Raw genomic sequence first — 18,106 nt, forward strand, 5'->3', positions numbered from 1 at the left:
GACGGGTCAGTTCAGGCCGTCGTGGATGGCGCCCACCAGGTCGCCGTCCGCGCTGTCGCCCGAGAACTCCCAGAAGAACGCGCCACCGAGGTTCTCGGCCTTCGCGTACTCCATCTTCCCCAGCACCGTCTGCGGGGTGTCGTAGCTCCACCACTGGTTGCCGCAGTGCGCGTACGCCGTACCCGCCACGGTCCCGGTCGCCGGGCAGGCGGTCTCCAGCACGCGGTAGTCCTCGATACCGGCCTCGTACGTGCCCGGCGCCGCGCCGGTCGCCGTGCCGCCCGGCGCGCTCTGCGTCACGCCCGTCCAGCCCCGGCCGTAGAAGCCGATGCCGAGCAGGAGCTTGGACGAGGGCACGCCCTGACCGAGCAGCGCCTCGACGGCCGCGTCGCTCGTGAAGCCGTCCTGCGGGATGCCGTCGTACGTCGTCAGCGGCGAGTGCGGCGCGGTCGGCCCGGTCGCCGCCCACGCGCCGAAGAAGTCGTACGTCATCACCGCCAGGTAGTCGGCGTACTCGGCGCCATAGGCGTAGTCCACCGCCGCGATCTTGCCGCCGTCCGACGCGTCCGCCGTGATGGCGGCGGTCACCAGCTGGTCGCCGAACTCGGACCTGAACGCCTGCATCATGTCGCCGAAGACCTGCGGACCGCTGGTGTCGCAGGTCAGGCCGCAGCCGTTCGGGTACTCCCAGTCCAGGTCGATGCCGTCGAACACCCCGGCCCAGCGCGGATCGTTGACGAGGTCGTGACAGGACTGCGCGAACGCCTCGGGGTTCTGCATGGCCTCGGTGAAGCCGCCGGACCACGACCAGCCGCCGAAGGACCACAGCACCTTGATGTGCGGGTAGCGCTCCTTCAGCTGGAGCAGCTGGTTGAAGTTGCCGCGCAGCGGCTGGTCCCAGGTGTCGGCGACACCGCTCACGCTCTCGGCGGCGGAGTAGGTGCGCTCGTAGGCGGCGTACGCGTCGCCCACGGTGCACTCACCGTTCACGACGTTGCCGAACGCGTAGTTGATGTGGGTGATCTGCTCGGCCGAGCCGGAGTCCACGATGTCCTTGACGTGGTAACCCCGGTCGTAGACGCCCCATTCGGCGAAATAACCCAGGTTCACCTGGCCCGCGGCGGGCTGGGGCGCCGCCGTCTCCGTACCGGCCTGGGCCGGGGTGGAGAGGGCGGCCAACGCGGAGGCGGGCAGGACAAGCGCCGCCAGGAACGTGATCAGGCGCCGCGCGCGGCGCGGCCGTCCGGTCTGCCCGGACGAGGAGGATGATCGCAAGGAAGTACTCCCTGAATCGGTGGGACGAGCTGTGGGGGAGCCGCGCCGTCCACCTGAGCGCGGTGGGGGGATGCTTTGTCATGTTGCGCTCATCACGGCTGCCGCGAGCGTAGAATGGTCTGGACCACGGGTCAAGAGGTCTGTACCACAGCAGGATCGGCCCCCCGGCCCGGCAACTCCCGCCCGGCGCCCGTCAGTCCCCCCTTCCCTGCCACGTCGTGACACACGCCTCGTTGCCCTCCGCGTCGGCCAGCACCCAGAAGGCGGGCGCGCGCGCCGCGGACAGCAGACGGCCCCCTGCGGCGAGCGCGGCGTCGATCCGCCCGGCCGCCTCGTCGTGCGGCACACACACGTCGATGTGGAACCGGTTGCGCTGCGGACGCGGCGCGTCCATCTGCTGGAACCACATCGCCGGGCCCTCCCCGACCGGATCGACGAGCGGGTCCTCTGGGCCCTCCGCCCCCGCCTCGCCCACGTACCCGAGCACCGCGCGCCAGAACGGCCGGACCGCCCCGATGTCGAGCGCGTCGATCGCTATCTCCAGCTGCTGCACCGACCGCGCCGCGCCCGTCCCGACCTCGGGCACCGTCGTCCACCCCGCCTCACGCAGCGCCCCTGAGACCGCCAGCGCGAGCGTGACGTCCCGCGCCGTCAGCACGCCGCGCGCGAACGTCTGCACCGTGAGGACGACCCGCTCCGCCCGCACGTCCACCCGCAGATGCCCGTCCGCGTCCTCCCCGCACACCGCCGCCGCGTCCGCCGCCGCCCGTATCCCCTCGGCCAGCGACCCCACCCGCACGGACGCGCGCAGCGCCCCGAGCAGATACCGCCACCCCTCGCCGCTCACGGCGTCCGAGGTTTCCCGCCGTCCCCATGTCCTGTCCATGCGGGCCATCCTGGCAGCCGCCACTGACAATTCCCCTGGTCCGCCGTCGAGCCTCCGCCGTCACGCCGCGAAACGCCCATGCGCCCGCGCCCCGGCCGGTGTTACGGTCCTGCCATGAAGCGCATCGGGATGACGACGACGCCGGAGACCGTCCCGGCGCGCTGACCGAAGTCCACCAGTGAAGCCCCGGGGCGAGTGCCCCGGGGCTTCGCCGTGCGGTCACTCGCCTCACCGTTCCGCGAGGAGACCCCATGCACGACCACCCCATGCACGACCACCCCATGCACGACCATCACAGGCTCGGCCGCGAACTCGACCTGTTCGACACCGACCCCCTGCTCGGTGCGGGCCTGCCGTTCTGGCTCCCGGACGGCGCCGCCGTCCGCCACGCCCTGGAGGAGTACATCAGGACCGAGGAACGGCGCGCCGGATACCGGCACGTGTACTCGCCCGTCCTCGGCAAGCGCGAGCTGTACGAGATCTCAGGACACTGGTCCCACTACAGCGGCGACATGTTCCCCCCGATGACCCTCGGCGCGGAACAGATGCTCCTGCGCCCCAGCATGTGCCCGCACCACGCCGTCATCTACCGTTCGCGGCCCCGCAGCCACCGCGACCTGCCCCTGCGCCTGGCCGAACTGGGCGGCATGTACCGCTCCGAACCCTCCGGCGTCCTCGGCGGCCTGTCCCGCGTCCGGTCCATCCACCTCAACGACGGCCACGTCTTCTGCGCCCCGGAACAGGCCGCCGACGAGGCCGCCGCCGCCCTCGCCATGATCCACCGCGCCCACGCCGCGTCAGGCATCACCGCCGCCCGCCACCGCCTCTCCCTCCCCGGCCCAGGCGGGAAGTACGCCGCCTCCCCCGAGGCGTGGGAGCGGGCCGCCGCCCTGCTGGCCGACGTCCTCGACGCGTCGGGCACCGCCTACGACGAGGCGCCGGGCGAGGCCGCTTTCTACGGCCCGAAGATCGACGTCCAGGTCGAGGACGCCGCCGGACGCGAGTTCACCCTCTCCACCGTGCAGATCGACTTCCACCAGCCGGAGAGGTTCGGCCTCACCTACACCGGCCCCGACGGCGCGAAGCACCGCCCGGTCATGGTGCACCGCAGCGTCGTCGGCAGCATGGAGCGGGCCGTCGCGCACCTCATCGAGCGGCACGGCGGCGCGTTCCCCGGCTGGCTCGCGCCCGTCCAGCTCGCCGTCCTGCCGGTCTCCGACACCGAACTGCCGTACGCCGAGGCCCTCGCACGGCGCGCCACCGCCCTCGGCCTGCGCGCCGAGACCCTGGCACCCGGACGCGGCAGCCTCGGCGCGCGCGTCCGACAGGCGCGGCTGGTGCCGTACGTCGCCGTCACCGGAGCCGCCGAGGCCGCCGACGGCAGCCTCTCGCTGCGCCTGCGCGACGGACGCCGCCCCGGCCCGCTGCCCGCCGCCGACGCGCTGGCCCGCATCGGCGCGCTCGTCGCGGCGCACGGCACCGCGCTGTGGGACGACGCCGCCTGATCGGGCCCCGGGACCGGTGGTACGCGCCCGCACCCCGACGCGTACTACCGGTCCGCCGCGGCCCCCGGCAGCGTCACCGTGAACCGCGCCCCACCCTCCGGCGCGTCGCCCCGCGCCGTGATCGTCCCGCCCAGCCGCGTCGCCAGCCGCCACGCGATCGCCAGCCCCAGCCCACTCCCGCCCGGCCGCACGTCCCGGTACCGCGCGTGCAGCGCGCCCCGCACGAACGCGACCTCCGCGTCCTCCTCCGTCAACCCCGGCCCCCCGTCCCGCACCTCCACGCACCACGCGCCACCCGCCTCGTACAGCGCCAGGACGAGCGGACGGCCCGCGGGCGTGACCCGCAGCGCGTTCCCCGCCAGCCCGTCGATCAGCTGACGGACCCGCGCGCCGTCCGTCACGAGCACCACGGGACACCCCGGCCGCTCCACCCGGAAGTCCAGCCCCCGCTCCGCGCAGCGCCGCCCCCACACCCGCGCCGCGTCCCCGACCAGCGCGTCCAGATCGACGGCCACCAGGTCCAGCCCGAAGTCGTCCGCGTCCATGCGCGCGAGGTCCAGCAGATCGTTCACGAGCCGGTCCAGCCGCCGCGTCTCCGCCAGCAGCGTCCGCCCCGCCGCCGGGACCTCCCCCTCCGCCACCACCCCGTCCGCCAGCGCCTCCGCGTACCCCCGCACCGTCGTCAGCGGCGTCCGCAGCTCGTGCGACACGGACAGCAGGAAGTCGTGCTGCCGCCCCTCGCTGCGCGCCAGCGCCGCGTCCAGCGCCTCCAGCGCCTCCGCCAGCTCCGTCAACTCCGCAGGCCCGCCCGCCGGGACGCGCAGCCCCCGCTCGCCCGCCGCCAGCCGGTGCGCCGTCCCCGCCGCGACGACGATCGGCCGCGCGAGCCGCCGCGCCATGAGCGCCCCCGCGCCCGCCGCCCCCAGCAGCCCCGCCGCCAGCGGCAGCACCAGCGCGGCCCGCATCCGGTCCGTCGCCCCGTCCACCTCCGTGAACGGCTGCGTCAACACCACCGCCCCCCGCTCCCCGCCGTCCCCTGAAGGGTGCCCCGCGAGCAGGACCCGCTGCCCGTCCAGCTCGGCCGTCGTCGCGACGGCCTCCCCGTCGAGCAGCCGCCGACGCGTCCCCTCCCCGACCGCCCCGGCCGCCGGTCCCGTGACCTCCCCCGAAGGCGACACCACCGCGAGGCGGCTCCCGTCCGACCCGGCGATCCGCCGCTCACGGTCCAGCAGCAGGCCCGAGACGGCAGGCGTCCTGCTCAGCACCTCGGCCCGGCGCGCCAACTGCTCCCGCTCCAGCGCCTCCGTCGTGCCGCCTACCACCCGCCAGGCCGACAGACCGGTGAGCGCGATCGCCACGGCCGCCACCACCAGCGTGAGCAGCACGACCGCCCGCGTCAGCGAGCCGCGCCCGCGCGCCGTCACGACCGCGCGGAGCCGGTCGCGCTGTACCCGACGCCGCGCACCGTGCGGATCGGGCTCGCGTCCCCCAGCTTGGCGCGCAGCTGCGACACGTACACGTCCACCACCCGGCCGCCCCGGTAGTCCGCGTACCCCCACACCTGCGACAGCAGCTGCTCGCGCGTGAACACCTGCTCGGGATGCCGCAGCAGGTGCGCCAGCAGGTTGAACTCCGTCGCCGTGACCTCGACCGGCCGCCCGTCCCGCAGCAGCGTCCGCCGCACCGGGTCCAGCGTGATGCGCCCCACCGTGCGCAGCCGCTCACCCGGCGGCCCTGCCGCCCGCCGCAGCACCGTCTTGACGCGCGCCACCAGCTCGCGCGGCGAGAACGGCTTCGTCACGTAGTCGTCCGCGCCCAGTTCGAGCCCCAGCACCCGGTCGGTCTCCTCGTCCCGCGCCGTCACCAGCAGCACGGGCGTCCAGTCCCCGTCCTCCCGCAGCCTGCGCAGCACCTCCGCGCCGTCGAGACCCGGCAGCCCGATGTCCAGCACGACCGCCGAGGGCCGCAGCCTGCGGATCGCCGCCAGCCCGGCCGGGCCGTCACCCTCCACATGCACACCGAAGCCCTCACGCGTCAGGTAGAGCCGCTGGAGGTCGGTGATGTGCCGCTCGTCCTCCACGATCAGCACAAGGCCCTTCGCCCCGTCCACGGCACCTCCTCGTCGGCCGCCTCGATGCTACGACCGCCACCACCCCGCCGTTCGGCACCGCGGCGCGCCCTTACCTTCCCCGAACAATCGGCGAACACGATCCAGGCATCCGCACCCCAGGCTGGCAGCCGCTCCGCCGCCCCGTTCCCACCCACGAGACCCCACCCACGAGGACCGCCGCCATGACCCCAGCCGCCGCCACCCCGCACGCCCCGGCGCGCCGCCCCCGCCGCCGCACGGTCCGGGTGACCGCCGTCGTCCTCGCCGCGCTCCTGCTGCTCGCCACCGGCGCCGAGGTCCTCGCCCGCACCGTGCTCCACCGCCGGATCGCCGAGGCGGCGGAACGTTCCCTCGGCGACGGCGCCGACGTCAGCACGGGCGGCCTCGCCCTCGCCGCCGCTGTCACCGGCCGCCTCCCGTACATCGAGGTCAGCGGCGACGCCGCGACCGTCGGCCGGCTCGGCGGCGTCCGGGTCCAGGCACGCGCCGAGGACGTCCGCGCCGCGGGCCCCGGCGCCACCGCGGCCCGTACCCACGCCGAGGTGACCGTCCCCACCGCGGCGATCGGCCGGGCGGCCCGGTCGGGCGACCGTGGCCTGCCGGTCGGCGACGTCACGGCCGACCCGGCCGCCGGGACCCTGACCGTCGCCCTCGGCGACGGCGGCCTCGGCCACGTCACGCTGCGCCCCGTCCTGCGCGACGGACGCGTGTCCACCGAGGTCGCGGGCGCCGAGGTGCTCGGCATCCCCCTGCCCGCCGGGACGACCGACCGCATCGCGGACAGCATCGGCGACCTCGGCGGCGACGGCGCCTACCCCCTGGGCCTGCGCCCCACGACGGTCGGCGTCACCGACGAGGGGATCCACGTCGTCCTGGACGGCGGACCCACCCGCCTCGAAACCCCGGGCGGCGCATGACGCACCTCAGGCCAGCACCCGCGCGTGCAGCTGCGTCACGACCTTCCGCGCCGAGGCGAACGCCCCGTGCTGCCAGGCGATCGCATGGCTGAGATGGTCACCGGCGAAGTACACCCGCCCCGCAGGTTCGTTCAGCGCCGCGAACACCGGCGCGTCGGGCCCGCCCCGCAGGCTGTGCCACGCCGCCTCCACGTGCGGGGTCTGCCGCCAGTGGTGCGAGAACGACGACGCCAGCTCCGTACGGTAGACGTCCCCGTGGATGCGCACCCCGTGCGCGACCGCCCGCGCCTCCCGCTCACGCGGCGTCAGCGCCCCGTACGCGTCCGCCGCCGCCCCCGTGTTGTAGTAGCCCACGACGACGCCCCGCTCCCCGAGGAAGCCGTGCGACGGGTACCAGATGTGCGCCAGGTCGAGATCCGTCTCCGTGATGCCGCCGTAGATCCCGTGCCCGGTCTCCCACCACCGGCTGCGGTACTCCAGGCCGATCTTCCCCGCCGACGACGGCACGCACGCCTCCAGCGCCGTCTGCACCGCCGCGCCCAGGTTGTGCCCCGTGCGCGCCAGGATGTTGGGCGGCAGCGCCGCGACGCAGTAGTCCGCCGTGACGCGGCGCGTACGGCCGCCAGAACGGTAGGTCACGCTCACGCCGTCCGCGCTGCCCGTGATGTCCGTGACCTGCGCGCCCGTCCTGATCCTCCGCCCGCCGACCGCCCGCGCCAGCGCCTCCGGTATGCGGTCCATGCCCCCCACCGGCTGGAACATCAGCATCGCCTGGTCGTACCCCAGCTCGAACGAGAGGTACCGGCCCACGCCCGACGCGAACACCTCCGACACGTCCGGCACGTCCCCCAGTACCGTGCCCGGCGTGCCCGCCGCGCCGGGGTCCTCCGCGTAGCCCCGCCGCCCGCCGCCCGTGTAGCGCCAGCCGTCCGTACGGCCGCCGATGGAGCCGAAGCCGCGCAGGAACGTCAGCAGCCGCTCCCGGTCGTCCGCCGTCAGCGCCGCGTCCAGGGCGCCCTGGTCGGTCGCCTTCGCCAGCAACTCGGAGACGTACCCGTACACGTCCGCCTTCGCCGTGCGGTGGCGGACGGGCGCCGTCATGCCCGCCGCCGCGTTGAAGACGTACGCGTCGGCGTTGGCGTTGGTGAACACCTCCACCGGCACGCCCAGTTCGCGGCAGTAGTCCATCGTCAGCATCCACTGCGCGATCCGCGCCGGGCCCGCGTTCAGGTACTGGCCCCGGGAGAAGCGGGCGGTCTGGCGCTGGCCGAGCGTGTCGGTGGTCGTGTCGCCGCCGCGTACGGTGAAGTTGCGCCCTCCGGTGCGCTCCCGCGCCTCCAGGACCGTGACGTCGTAGCCCGCCTTGCCGAGTTCGTACGCGGTGGTGAGCCCGGCGATTCCCCCGCCGACGACCACGACGCTGGCCGCCGCCCTGCCGGTGAGCGAGAAGTCGCCCGGGCTCGGCGCCCGGTAGGCGGGCACCTCCGCCGCCCGCGCGGTGGGCGCGAGCCCCAGCGCGCCCATGGTCGCGAGCATCGTGCCCGCCCCGCCGGTGACGCCCACCGCCCGCAGGAACGCACGCCGGTCCGTGCCGAAGTTCTGGCCCATCTGCCGATTCCCCTTTCGCCGGTACCGCCGGGGATGCTGGCAGCGGAACGTTTCCTCCGGCCCGGAGGCGGCATTGCGAGATCGTTTCGCCTCGGGCGGGGCGCGCCTCCGGCCGTCAGCGGATGGACTCCCAGGTGAACTCGACGTACGGCTCCGCGTCCTCCACCGGCTCCCCCTCCTCGCCGGGACTCGGCATCTCGGGCAGGGCCCACGCGGTGATCTCCTTGCGGGACTCCGTGTACAGGACGCTGCCCACGCACTCCCCCTCCGTGTCGCTCGACAGCACGGCCGACCACCCGGACAACCCGTGGCGCGCCTGGAGTTCGTCCACGACGCCCTGGAGTTCCGCCATCGGCAGGCACCCGTCCTGGCGGAAGGACGCGTCGAGCGCGATGCGGAACGCGGCCAGGTCCCGCTGCTCCGGCGTCACCCCGAGGTAGGGCGCCGCCCCCTCCTCGGCGCACACACCGGCGGCGCCCGGGTAGACGATCACCGTGCCGGACGCGTCCACGCACGGCGTGAGCTGCACGTCGTCCGCCAACTCGGCGCCCACCGAGGGCAGGAGCGTGCGGCAGGTGTCCACGGGATCGGAGGAGACCGCGTTGAACTCGGAGTAGACGCCCCGCGCGGGGTCGTACCGGTCGCCCTCCACCGGGTCGAGCCCTCCGCCGGGCGCCACGCAGCCGATCACCGTCGAGTCCACCACCGTGCTGTCGTCCGTGACCAGCACCACGGCCGCCGTCGCGGTGCCCATCGACAGCATGACGGCGGCGGGCAGCACGACCAGCCGCCGCAGCCGTCCGCGCCGCGCGTCACGGCGCGCGCGTGTCAGGATGCGCAGCGCTTCGGGACCTTCGGGGTCGGGCGGCGTGGCGCCGTTCGCGGGGTCGGCCGCGCGCAGGAGCGCGTCGATCTGCTCATCGCTGTGCATGGGTCAGTTCTCCTGTGGAATAAGGGGTGTCGCGGCTCTCGCCGCCCTGCGGGGCGAGGCGCGGACGCAGCCGCTCCCTCGCCCGGTGCAGGCGGGTCGAGACGGCGCCGGGGGATATGCCGAGGACGGTGGCGATGTCGGCGTGCGCCAGGTCGTCCCAGTACGCGAGCAGCAGCACCTCGCGGTCGGCGGGGGCGAGTTCGGCCAGCGCCGCGCCGATGTCGGGATCGTTCGACGGCTGCGCGGCCGGGCCGCGGTCGGCCCGCTCGGCCGCACGCCGCAGCAGCCGGAACCACCGCCGCTGCGCGCGTGCCTGGTTCGCCAGCACGTTGCGTGCCACGCCCAGGAGCCACAGGGCCGCCCCGTGGTCCTCGTCCGGCAGGTCACGCCGACGCCGCCAGGCGACCGCGTACACCTCGGACACCACGTCGTGGACGGCCGTCGGGTCGGTCCGGCGCACGCAGTAGGCCGTCACCCGTCGATAGGTCGCCCGGAACAGCCGGTCGAATCGATCAGCCTCTTCGTCTGATGCCATACCCGGTCATGTCCGACGGCCCCGCTTTCCCTTACACGTCTTTGGGAGGAACTTCCCCTGATTCCCGCGGCGCCGGGGTGACGCCGGTGGTCGGAGTCTGACAGGGCCCGCGGGCCGCCGCGTCGCGGGGAGATTCCGGCGGCGTTGTCAGTGCGGCTCCCTATGCTCCGGGGTGTGAACGATCACCCGCTGACGCGCGCCGAGTTGACGGCCGGGTCCGACGAACCTGCCGGGGCCGCCCTCCGCAGCGTCCACGGCGGCGCCCGGACGGTCCGTGACCCGGAGGGCGACGTCCTCCTCCTGGGCGGCGCCCCGGACGGACGGCACACCGGCTCGTCGGACTTCGACGGTCATCAGGTTGACGGGTACCGGTGGGAGCGGGAGGGCGCCGGGCATCCCCGCGACGTCCGTCCCGACGGAAGCGCCTGGTGCGGCGCCGACCTGCTGCGCCCCGTGTCCCGGGTCGCCTACCCCGCCGCGTTCGCCGAGGAGACGTGGCTCGGCGACGGTACGTGGACGACGACCAGCGGCCGAGCGGGCATACCCGGCGCGCGGTTGCGCCGCTGACGCCTCGCCCCCGAGGAGTCCGGCCCACCCGCAGGGTGAGCGGGGAGCCGCGCCACGGCGCGCTCAGGCGTTCTCGTACTCCAGCGACTCGAAGGCGCGGCGCACCAGCGCGTCCGTCGCCCCCGGCCGGTCCACCGCGAGGTCGTGCAGATCCGCGAGCAGCCACAGCGTGAACCCCAGCGCGGCGGCCTCCTGCGGCGGTATCGGCCCGAGGCGGTCGCGCCAGGCCACCACGTCCTGCCCGAGCACGGCCGCCGTGAGCGCGCCCGCGACCATCGGCACGTGCGCCACGTCGAGCGTGTCGAACGCCCGCAGCCTGCCCAGCACGGCGGGCACCAGGCCGCCGAGCGGGTCCCTGTCCTCGGCGTCCTCCGCCAGGACGGCCGTCAGCACCCCCACGAGGAACGCGGCCCCGCGGTACACCTCGTCCCGCCCGTACGCCGCGACGGCCGCCTCGATGCGCCGCCGCGCGCGCCGCCGTTCCTCCGGGGTCGTGGAGTCGTCCAGGACACGGTAGGAGTCCCACGCCGCCCGCACCGCGGCGTCCGCCACGACGCCCTCGCCACTGCTCATGGCGAGACCGTAGTACGTCCCGCGCCCCCGCACGGCACTTCCCGGAAATGCCGGTGCCGGGCCTGCCCGCCGCGCCGCCTATGATCGTGCGCCGGACGCCGGGACCGCCGCCGGCGGCGTCCGCGGCGAGCGGCGACCGGCGGCGCGGATACGGACGACATGACGCTCCCCGGCCCGCCCGAACGGCTCTACGGCGACCTGGCCCCCTGGTGGCCGCTGATCTCCCCCGTCGAGGTGTACGAGGAGGACGCGGTCCTCGCCGCCGAGCTGTTCGCGCTCGCGGCCCGCCCCGTCCGCGACGTGCTCGAACTGGGCAGCGGGGGAGGGCACACGGCGTACCATCTCGCCCCGCGCCACACCCTGACGCTCGTGGACCTCTCGCCCGGCATGCTCGACCTCTCGCGCCGCCTCCTCCCCGACGCCACCCACGTGGCGGGCGACATGCGCGACGTGCGGCTCGGCCGGACGTTCGACGGCGTCCTGGTCCACGACGCCATCGACTACATGACCACCGCCGATGACCTGTCCGCCGTCTTCCGCACCGCGTTCGCCCACCTGCGCCCCGGAGGCGTCGCGGTCTTCTTCCCCGACCACGTCGCCGACACGTTCGAGCCCGGCACCGACTGCGGCGGCAGCGACGCGGACGACGGCAGCGGCGTCAGGTACCTGGAGTGGAGCCTGCCCGCCGCGCCCGGCACGACGACCGTCCGCACCGACTACACGTTCACCATCCGGGAGACGGACGGCAGCGTCCGCACCGTCCACGAGACGCACGTCACCGGCCTGTTCGCGGTCGCCGAGTGGCAACGGCTCCTCGCGGCGGCCGGGTTCGCCGTCACCACCGCGCAGGAGGACGGCGGCCACGGCCGGACGCTGTTCGCCGCCCTCCGCCAGCCGTCCTGACTCCCGCGCCCGCCGGGCTCACCGCGGTACGCCCCACACCCGCGGCGCCGCCGCCGCGACGGCCCCCGCGTCCGGCGCGCGCCGCTCCGCGTGCCACACGGCGGTGAGCGGCACGCCGAACGGGAACTCGACGGCCGTCCCGTCCTCCAGCGAGACCACGACGTGGGTGTCCGGCCCGGCCGGGTGGTCGTCGAGCCACTGCACGTGCTCGACGACGGCCGTCAGCCGCCCGTCGGGCCCGACCAGCCGGTAGCCCTCGTCCACGTCCTGCGACTCCACGGGCAGCAGCGCGGGAAGCCGCCGCGCGGCCCGCTCGTCGCGGTAGTAGGCCGTCATGCGGCCACGGTAGCGGCGTGCGGCGCCGCCGCTGAGGTGCGCGCATCCCGGGACCGGCCGTGTGCGCGCGTGGGCTCGCGCGGCACGCGGGTTCGCGCCGGTCCCGGGATGCCCGCCGGTGGCGGTGTTGGCTCAGTGGTGGCTGCCCCCGGACGCCGCGCCCGCCTGGCCCGTCCCGCCGTGCGGCATCGGGCCGCCGGGGACGTTGCCGTTGCGGTCGGTGACGGTGAAGATCCCGGCCATGCCCATGTCCGAGTGGCTCTGGACATGGCAGTGGTACATCCAGTGCCCCGGCCCGACGTTCTCCCCGGCTATCACCTGGAAGCCGAACGAGTCGGCGGGGCCGGTGATCTTGTTGTCGATGACGCGGCTGGGGTCGTTCTCGCCGGTGAGGATGCCCGTCCTGTTGTCCGCCCAGCGGTGCCCGTGCATGTGGAACGTGTGGTAGAACTCGCCGTGCGTGATCATGATGACCTCGACGCGCTCACCGGCCGTCGCCGTGAAGTGGGGGGCGTCGTCGGCGGCCCGGTTGTTGATCGTCATGTCGTTGAAGACGATGGTGAACTGCTTGTCAGGCAGGACGTCACCGCGCCGCCTGACCACCAGCGGGCCGTAGAGCCCCTGCCGCAGCCCGCCCGTGCCGTGGTCCGTGCCGACGACGTGGTCGTGGTAGTGCCAGTAACCCGCGCTGCCCGCGCGCCAGGTGCCGTCGCCGCGGCGGCCCGGCGCGTGCGTGTTCCACGTGTACGTGCGGGTGCCGCCTGGCTCGACGATGCTGTCGGTCATGCGCGTGCCGTCGTTGTCGATCGTGTAGTCCACGCCGTGGACGTGCAGACTGACCTCCACGTCCAGCGTGTTGACCAGGTCGATCACGAGGGTGTCGCCCTCGTACATCTCCAGCAGCGGTCCCGGCACGCTGGCCTCGCCGGGGGCCAGGCCGTAGCCCAGCAGCCCGCCGGGCAGTTCCTCGGCGTACAGGGTGATGCGCCTGACTTCGGCCGCCGCCGTGTCCGCGGCCTGCTCCGCGGTGGTGTCCGCCGCCTGCCGTGAGGCGAGCAGGCCAGGCGCGGCCAGCGCGGCGGGTGCGGTGAGCGCGGCGGCGGCGCCACCGGCGAAGGAGCGGCGGGAGAATCCGGGGTACCGCATGCGAGGCGTCCTCCTCGGTATCGGTCTTCGGTCTTCGGTCGTCCAGCGGGTATCGGCGTCGATGGCGCATCATGATATGGGCACGACAAGGCTTTGCCCACTGTGTGGACAAAGTTTTTTCGGTTCCGTCCATAGTCATTGGCGATACGGCGAAAGCCGTCTACCTTCCTGGGCGTCGCTGCTGTCACCTGAGAGGGCGGACGAGCCATGAAACGCAAGCCGCAGGTATTGGCAGTCGCAGGGACGCTGCTGATCACCCTGCTGGGCGGAGCCCCCGGAGCCGCGGGGGACTCCCCGTCGGCCAGGGACGCCGACCCCCAACCGGGCGGAAGGAACGCCCGTGTCCTGGTCTTCCACGGCCCCGACGCACCCGCCGAGCGCACGCAGGCGGGCATCCAGGCCGTCGAGATCCTCGGCGCCGAAGGCCCCCGCGCCGAACGGTTCCAGGTCGAGGCCACCGACGACCCGGCGGTCTTCGACCCGCTGGGCCTGCGCGACTACAACGCGATCGTCCTGCTCTCCACCGAGGGAGCGGAACTGAACGACCGCCAGGAGTCCGCGCTGGAGAACTACGTGCGCTCGGGCGGCGGATTCGTCGGCGTCCACGACGCGGCACGCGCCCTCCCCGACTCCGAGTGGTTCACCGGCCTGGTCGGCGCCCGCCCTGCGGGCGAGCCGGGCGCGCCGGAGAACGGCGTGGTCGAGGTCGGCGACCGCGCCCACCCCGCCACCGCGGGGCTGCCGCTGGAATGGAGCCGCCGGGACGTCTGGTTCGACTGGGAGGACAACCCGAGCGGCGAGGTCCACACCGTCGCCCGCCTGCGGGAACGCGGCCCGGGCGCCGCCGACGGCGGCTGGGACCACCCCGTCTCCTGGTGCCGCGACTACGACGGCGGCCGGTCGTTCTACACCGGCATGGGCGGCACCCCCGGCACGTTCACGGAGAACAACTTCCGCAAGCACCTGCGCGGCGCCCTCCTGTGGACGGCCCGCCTGACCCGCGCCGACTGCCAGGCCACCATCACCGGCAACTACGAGGCCGAGCGCGTCACCGCGCCCAACGCGCCCGACACCCTCGATCAGATCGGCGAGCCGCACGGCCTGGACATCGCCGACGACGGCCGCGTGTTCTACATCGGCCGCGGCGGACGCTGGGGAGGCGCCCCCGTCGTCACCGACTGGAACGACCCGGCCGTGGGCCTCGGCCCCGGGACCGTCCACGTCTACGACCCGGAGTCAGACGAGGTCAGCACGGCCGCGACCCTGGAGGTCTTCGGCAACAAGGGCGGCGGCCCCGAGCTGGTCAAGAACGAGGAAGGGCTCCTCGGCATCGCCCTCGACCCAGGCTTCGCCGACAACGGCTGGGTCTACCTCCATTGGAGCCCCCACGACCGCATCGACCGCGAGAACCGCATCGGCGAACGCCGCATCTCCCGCTTCACGTTCGACGAGGCCACCGGCACCCTCGACCTCGCCTCCGAAGCGGTCCTGCTGACCTGGCCGGTGCAGATCCACAGCTGCTGCCACGCGGGCGGCGGCATGGACTTCGACTCCGAGGGCAACCTCTACATCGCCACGGGCGACAACAACTCCTCCGGCTTCTCCGACGGTTACTCGGGCAACAACCCCGAACCCGCCTTCGCCGGGGTCTCGTTCGCCGACGCCCGCCGCACCGCGGGCAACACGAACAACCTCAACGGCAAGATCCTCCGCATCCACCCCGAGGACGACGGCACCTACACCGTCCCCGAAGGGAACCTCTTCACCGGCGAGGAGGAGGGCGGCGGGAAGACACGCGCCGAGATCTACGTGATGGGCGTGCGCAACCCCGCCCGTATCGCCGTCGATCCGGTCACCGACTGGCTGTACGCGGGCTGGGTCGGCCCCGACGCCGGGGAGCCGAGCACCACCTGGGGCCCGGCGAAGTACGACACGTTCGCCGTCATCACCGAGGCGGGGAACCGCGGCTGGCCCTACTGCATGGGCAACAACCAGCCCTACCGCGACCGCAACCTCCCCGACCCCGACCAGCCCCTCGGCTGGTACGACTGCGCCGCGCCCCGCAACGACTCGCCGAACAACGACGGCCTGGTCGAACTGCCGCCCGTCTCACCGAACAACATCTGGTACTCACCCCAGGGCGGCGCCCCCGACTACCCGCGCGACGCCGACGGCATCCCCACCTACCGGCCCGAGGACCAGCGCCTGCTGCTCCCCTGGCTCACCGGCGGCGGCCAGGCCACGATGAACGGCCCGCTGTACCGCCACGACGAGGGCTCGGACAGCACGGTCGCCTGGCCCGCGTACTGGGACGGCAAGTGGTTCGTCGGCGACTTCTACGACGGCACCCAGCCCCGGCACGCCGTCGTGATGGACCCGGGCTCCGCGCCGGGCGGCGGCCTGCCCGTCCACGCCGAGAGCCTCGACGCCATCATCCCGGTCGGCGACGGCGGCATCCGCAACCTCATGGACTGGAAGTTCGCCCCGGACGGCTCGCTCTACCTCCTGGACTACGGCGGCGGCTTCTTCAACGCCGACGCACGCTCCGCGCTGTGGCGCGTGACGTACCAGGGCGGTCCCGCGACCCCGGCGCCCGCCGATCTGGCCCGACCGTGACGACGAGAAGGAGGAGACGAACGATGAGGAGTCCTACGGCCCGCACCGCCGCACCACGGCGCGTGACGGTCGTGCTGCTCGCCCTCACCATGGCCGCCCTCGCCCTGGTGGCCCTGCCCGCGCAGGCCCGCGAGACGGGGTCAGTCCGGGCGGCCGCACAGGAACTGCTGTGGACCGCGGGGAACGGCATCACCGCCTACACCTCCGCGCCCACCACGGCCGTCGCCGGCGAGACGACGATCGTGTTCGAGAACAGCGCGGCCACCGGCAACACCACGGGCATGCCGCACACCCTGACGTTCGACACGTCCGACCCCGACTACAACAACGACGTGTCCGTCAACATCCTGGCGAACCCGAACGACGCCCAGGGCGGACGCCACGAGGTCAGCGTCACCCTCACCCCCGGCACGTACCGCTACTTCTGCGCCATCCCCGGCCACGGCACCATGACGGGCACCTTCACCGTCACCGAGGGCGGAGGCGGCGAGGACACCACGGCGCCCGAGGTCACGGCGTCCGTGGAGGGCGAGCAGGACGAGGCGGGCGCCTACCTCGGCAGCGCCACGGTGTCCCTGTCCGCGACGGACGAGGGCACCGGCGTCGCGGGCATCGAGTACGCCGTGGACGGCGGCGACGCCACCGCCTACGAGTCGCCCGTCGTGCTCGACGAACCGGGCGAGCACACCGTCGCCTTCAGCGCCACCGACAACGCGGGCAACGTCTCCGAGGAGCAGTCCGTGACCGTCGAGGTCGTGGAACCCTCCGGCGGTGACACGACGGCGCCGGAGGTCACGGCGTCCGTCGAGGGCGAGCAGAACGCGGACGGCGCCTACGTCACCATGGCGACGGTCTCCCTGTCGGCCACGGACGAGGGCTCGGGCGTCGCCGACGTCGAGTACGCCGTGAACGGGGGCGACTTCGCTCCGTACACGGAACCGGTGATGGTCCACGCCGTCGGCGAGCACACCCTCACCTACCGGGCGACGGACAACGCGGGCAACTCCTCGGAGGCGGACAGCGTCACCTTCGACGTCGTCGCCGACGACCCGGGCGAGCCCCAGCACGACTGCCCCGAGTCCGACGACCGCCCGCTCGTCGTGGTCGGCGACCGCGTGACGCAGGTGCCGAACCGCGCCGACGCGCACGGCTGCACCGTCAACGAGCGCATCGAGGACGAGCGCGGCTGGTCCTCGCACGCCCTGTTCGTCACCCACGTCCGCGAGGTCACCACCGCCCTCTTCCAGGAAGCCGTCATCGACGGTGAGGGCAGGCGCGCGATCCGTAACGCCGCCGAACGCTCCGACGTCGGCCAGCCCGGCAACCGCGAGGGCTACGAGCGGATCTTCACCGGCACCGCGCAGTCCCTGGACCGCTGGGGCCACGTCGGCGGCGGCGCGTTCGAGGTGAACGGCGACGGCTCCATGACCAGCAGCACCACCGCCGAGGGCATGGGCCTGCTGTGGTTCCCCGAGGTGCGCTACGAGGACTTCTCGCTGCGCCTGAAGTTCCGCGACGACTCGACCGGTTCAGGATCGGCCAACAGCGGCGTGTTCATCCGGTTCCCCCGCGTGCACAACCACCCGCTGGAGTCGCGCCCCGAATGGGTCGCCATCGAGTACGGGCACGAGATCCAGATCCTCGACGGCGCCGCCGGGGACCAGTACAAGACGGGCTCGGTGTACGGGTTCGACCTGGTGACCCGCGCGCAGGCGATGCCGGTGCCGCGTGGCGTCTGGAGCGACCTGGAGATCCGGGTCGTGGACCAGAACGTCCGCGTCTACCGCGACGGGCTGCTCATCAACGAGTTCGAGAACACGCCGGGGCAGCTCTTCTCCCCGCCGCGCTCGGACGACCCGGGCACGGACGGGCGGCAGAACGCGTCCGGGTACATCGGGCTCCAGACGCACGGCACGTCGGACACGGTGTCGTTCCGCGACATCCGCGTCCGCACGCTGTGACGCCCGCACCGTAACCGAAAGCGCCCGATCGGCCACGATGTGTGGTCGGGCCTGGGTGCGGCGCCCCATGCAGAAGCCCTGCCCCCCGCAGCGTGGCGGGGGGCAGGGCTTCGTGTGCGTGGGGTCCTGGTCGTTCTCGTCAGTAGGCGCTGTTGACGTTGTCCATGGAGCCGTAGCGGTCGGCGGCGTAGTTGGCGGCGGCGGTGATGTTGGCGACGGGGTCGTAGGGGTCGGTGC

15 protein-coding genes and 2 pseudogenes are annotated in these 18,106 nt (G+C 73.8%); 6 read left to right on the forward strand and 11 right to left on the reverse strand.

The genetic code is table 11. From position 1 onward, the window contains the following. Window positions 1–6: 6 nt before the first annotated feature. A pseudogene (locus IF27_RS09840) lies at window positions 7–1,191 on the reverse strand (glycoside hydrolase family 18 protein); the annotation flags it as partial. Window positions 1,192–1,468: 277 nt separating this feature from the next. Further along, entirely contained in the window at window positions 1,469–2,161 is a 693-nt protein-coding gene (locus IF27_RS09845) for a VOC family protein (protein ID WP_052849050.1), read from the reverse strand. Window positions 2,162–2,442: 281 nt separating this feature from the next. Here IF27_RS09845 and thrS point away from each other — a divergent pair, with 281 nt between their 5' ends. Then, on the forward strand, window positions 2,443–3,666 hold the full coding sequence (thrS, locus tag IF27_RS09850; protein ID WP_052849087.1) for a threonine--tRNA ligase: 1,224 nt from the start codon (window positions 2,443–2,445) through the stop codon (window positions 3,664–3,666). 44 nt (window positions 3,667–3,710) lie between these two features. Here the strand turns inward: thrS and IF27_RS31805 are convergent, their stop codons facing one another. Beyond that, on the reverse strand, window positions 3,711–5,090 hold the full coding sequence (locus tag IF27_RS31805; protein WP_052849051.1) for a sensor histidine kinase: 1,380 nt from the start codon (window positions 5,088–5,090) through the stop codon (window positions 3,711–3,713). Then, entirely contained in the window at window positions 5,087–5,776 is a 690-nt protein-coding gene (locus IF27_RS09860; protein WP_052849052.1) for a response regulator transcription factor, read from the reverse strand. Before IF27_RS09860 ends, IF27_RS31805 begins: the two co-directional genes overlap by 4 nt. 182 nt (window positions 5,777–5,958) lie before the next feature. On the opposite strand from IF27_RS09860, the gene IF27_RS09865 reads away from it, so the two are divergent. Further along, a complete protein-coding gene (locus tag IF27_RS09865; RefSeq protein WP_052849053.1) occupies window positions 5,959–6,693 on the forward strand; it encodes an LmeA family phospholipid-binding protein in 735 nt (244 codons plus the stop codon). Between the two features lie 6 nt (window positions 6,694–6,699). On the opposite strand, the gene IF27_RS09870 is transcribed toward IF27_RS09865, so the two are convergent. The 3 genes from IF27_RS09870 to IF27_RS09880 all read right to left on the reverse strand — a co-directional run bounded on the left by IF27_RS09870 (window position 6,700) and on the right by IF27_RS09880 (window position 9,767). Further along, window positions 6,700–8,229 carry a flavin monoamine oxidase family protein gene (locus tag IF27_RS09870; RefSeq protein ID WP_110945732.1) on the reverse strand — a complete coding sequence of 510 codons (1,530 nt, stop codon included), beginning with the start codon at window positions 8,227–8,229 and terminating at the stop codon, window positions 6,700–6,702. A gap of 187 nt (window positions 8,230–8,416) precedes the next feature. After that, entirely contained in the window at window positions 8,417–9,232 is an 816-nt protein-coding gene (locus tag IF27_RS09875) for a CREC-EF hand family protein (RefSeq protein WP_052849055.1), read from the reverse strand. Then, window positions 9,219–9,767 (reverse strand): RNA polymerase sigma factor, encoded by a 549-nt coding sequence (locus IF27_RS09880; RefSeq protein ID WP_110945721.1) that lies wholly within the window; start codon window positions 9,765–9,767, stop codon window positions 9,219–9,221. The genes IF27_RS09875 and IF27_RS09880 overlap by 14 nt, the downstream gene beginning before the upstream one ends. Before the next feature lie 174 nt (window positions 9,768–9,941). Here IF27_RS09880 and IF27_RS09885 point away from each other — a divergent pair, with 174 nt between their 5' ends. Beyond that, window positions 9,942–10,334, forward strand: coding sequence for a hypothetical protein (locus IF27_RS09885; protein WP_190232888.1), 393 nt, complete (start codon window positions 9,942–9,944; stop codon window positions 10,332–10,334). 63 nt (window positions 10,335–10,397) lie between these two features. On the opposite strand, the gene IF27_RS09890 is transcribed toward IF27_RS09885, so the two are convergent. Then, a complete protein-coding gene (locus IF27_RS09890; RefSeq protein WP_190232889.1) occupies window positions 10,398–10,907 on the reverse strand; it encodes a hypothetical protein in 510 nt (169 codons plus the stop codon). A gap of 159 nt (window positions 10,908–11,066) precedes the next feature. On the opposite strand from IF27_RS09890, the gene IF27_RS09895 reads away from it, so the two are divergent. Continuing rightward, the gene (locus IF27_RS09895) at window positions 11,067–11,810 is read left to right on the forward strand and encodes a class I SAM-dependent methyltransferase (protein ID WP_052849059.1); all 744 of its coding nucleotides are present in this window, start codon (window positions 11,067–11,069) and stop codon (window positions 11,808–11,810) included. 18 nt (window positions 11,811–11,828) lie between these two features. On the opposite strand, the gene IF27_RS09900 is transcribed toward IF27_RS09895, so the two are convergent. Next, window positions 11,829–12,146, reverse strand: a complete 318-nt coding sequence (locus IF27_RS09900) for a hypothetical protein (protein ID WP_052849060.1) — start codon at window positions 12,144–12,146, stop codon at window positions 11,829–11,831. 132 nt (window positions 12,147–12,278) lie between these two features. Next, the gene (locus IF27_RS09905) at window positions 12,279–13,292 is read right to left on the reverse strand and encodes a multicopper oxidase domain-containing protein (RefSeq protein ID WP_052849061.1); all 1,014 of its coding nucleotides are present in this window, start codon (window positions 13,290–13,292) and stop codon (window positions 12,279–12,281) included. Window positions 13,293–13,499: 207 nt separating this feature from the next. On the opposite strand from IF27_RS09905, the gene IF27_RS09910 reads away from it, so the two are divergent. Then, a complete protein-coding gene (locus IF27_RS09910) occupies window positions 13,500–15,908 on the forward strand; it encodes a ThuA domain-containing protein (protein WP_110945722.1) in 2,409 nt (802 codons plus the stop codon). 23 nt (window positions 15,909–15,931) lie between these two features. Continuing rightward, a complete protein-coding gene (locus IF27_RS09915) occupies window positions 15,932–17,869 on the forward strand; it encodes an OmpL47-type beta-barrel domain-containing protein (RefSeq protein ID WP_052849062.1) in 1,938 nt (645 codons plus the stop codon). A 139-nt stretch (window positions 17,870–18,008) separates the two neighbouring features. Here the strand turns inward: IF27_RS09915 and IF27_RS09920 are convergent. Beyond that, a pseudogene (locus tag IF27_RS09920) lies at window positions 18,009–18,106 on the reverse strand (transglycosylase SLT domain-containing protein); the annotation flags it as partial.

It is taken from the genome of Streptomyces avicenniae (assembly GCF_000719135.1).
In the GTDB taxonomy this organism is placed as follows: Bacteria; Actinomycetota; Actinomycetes; order Streptomycetales; family Streptomycetaceae; genus Streptomyces; species Streptomyces avicenniae.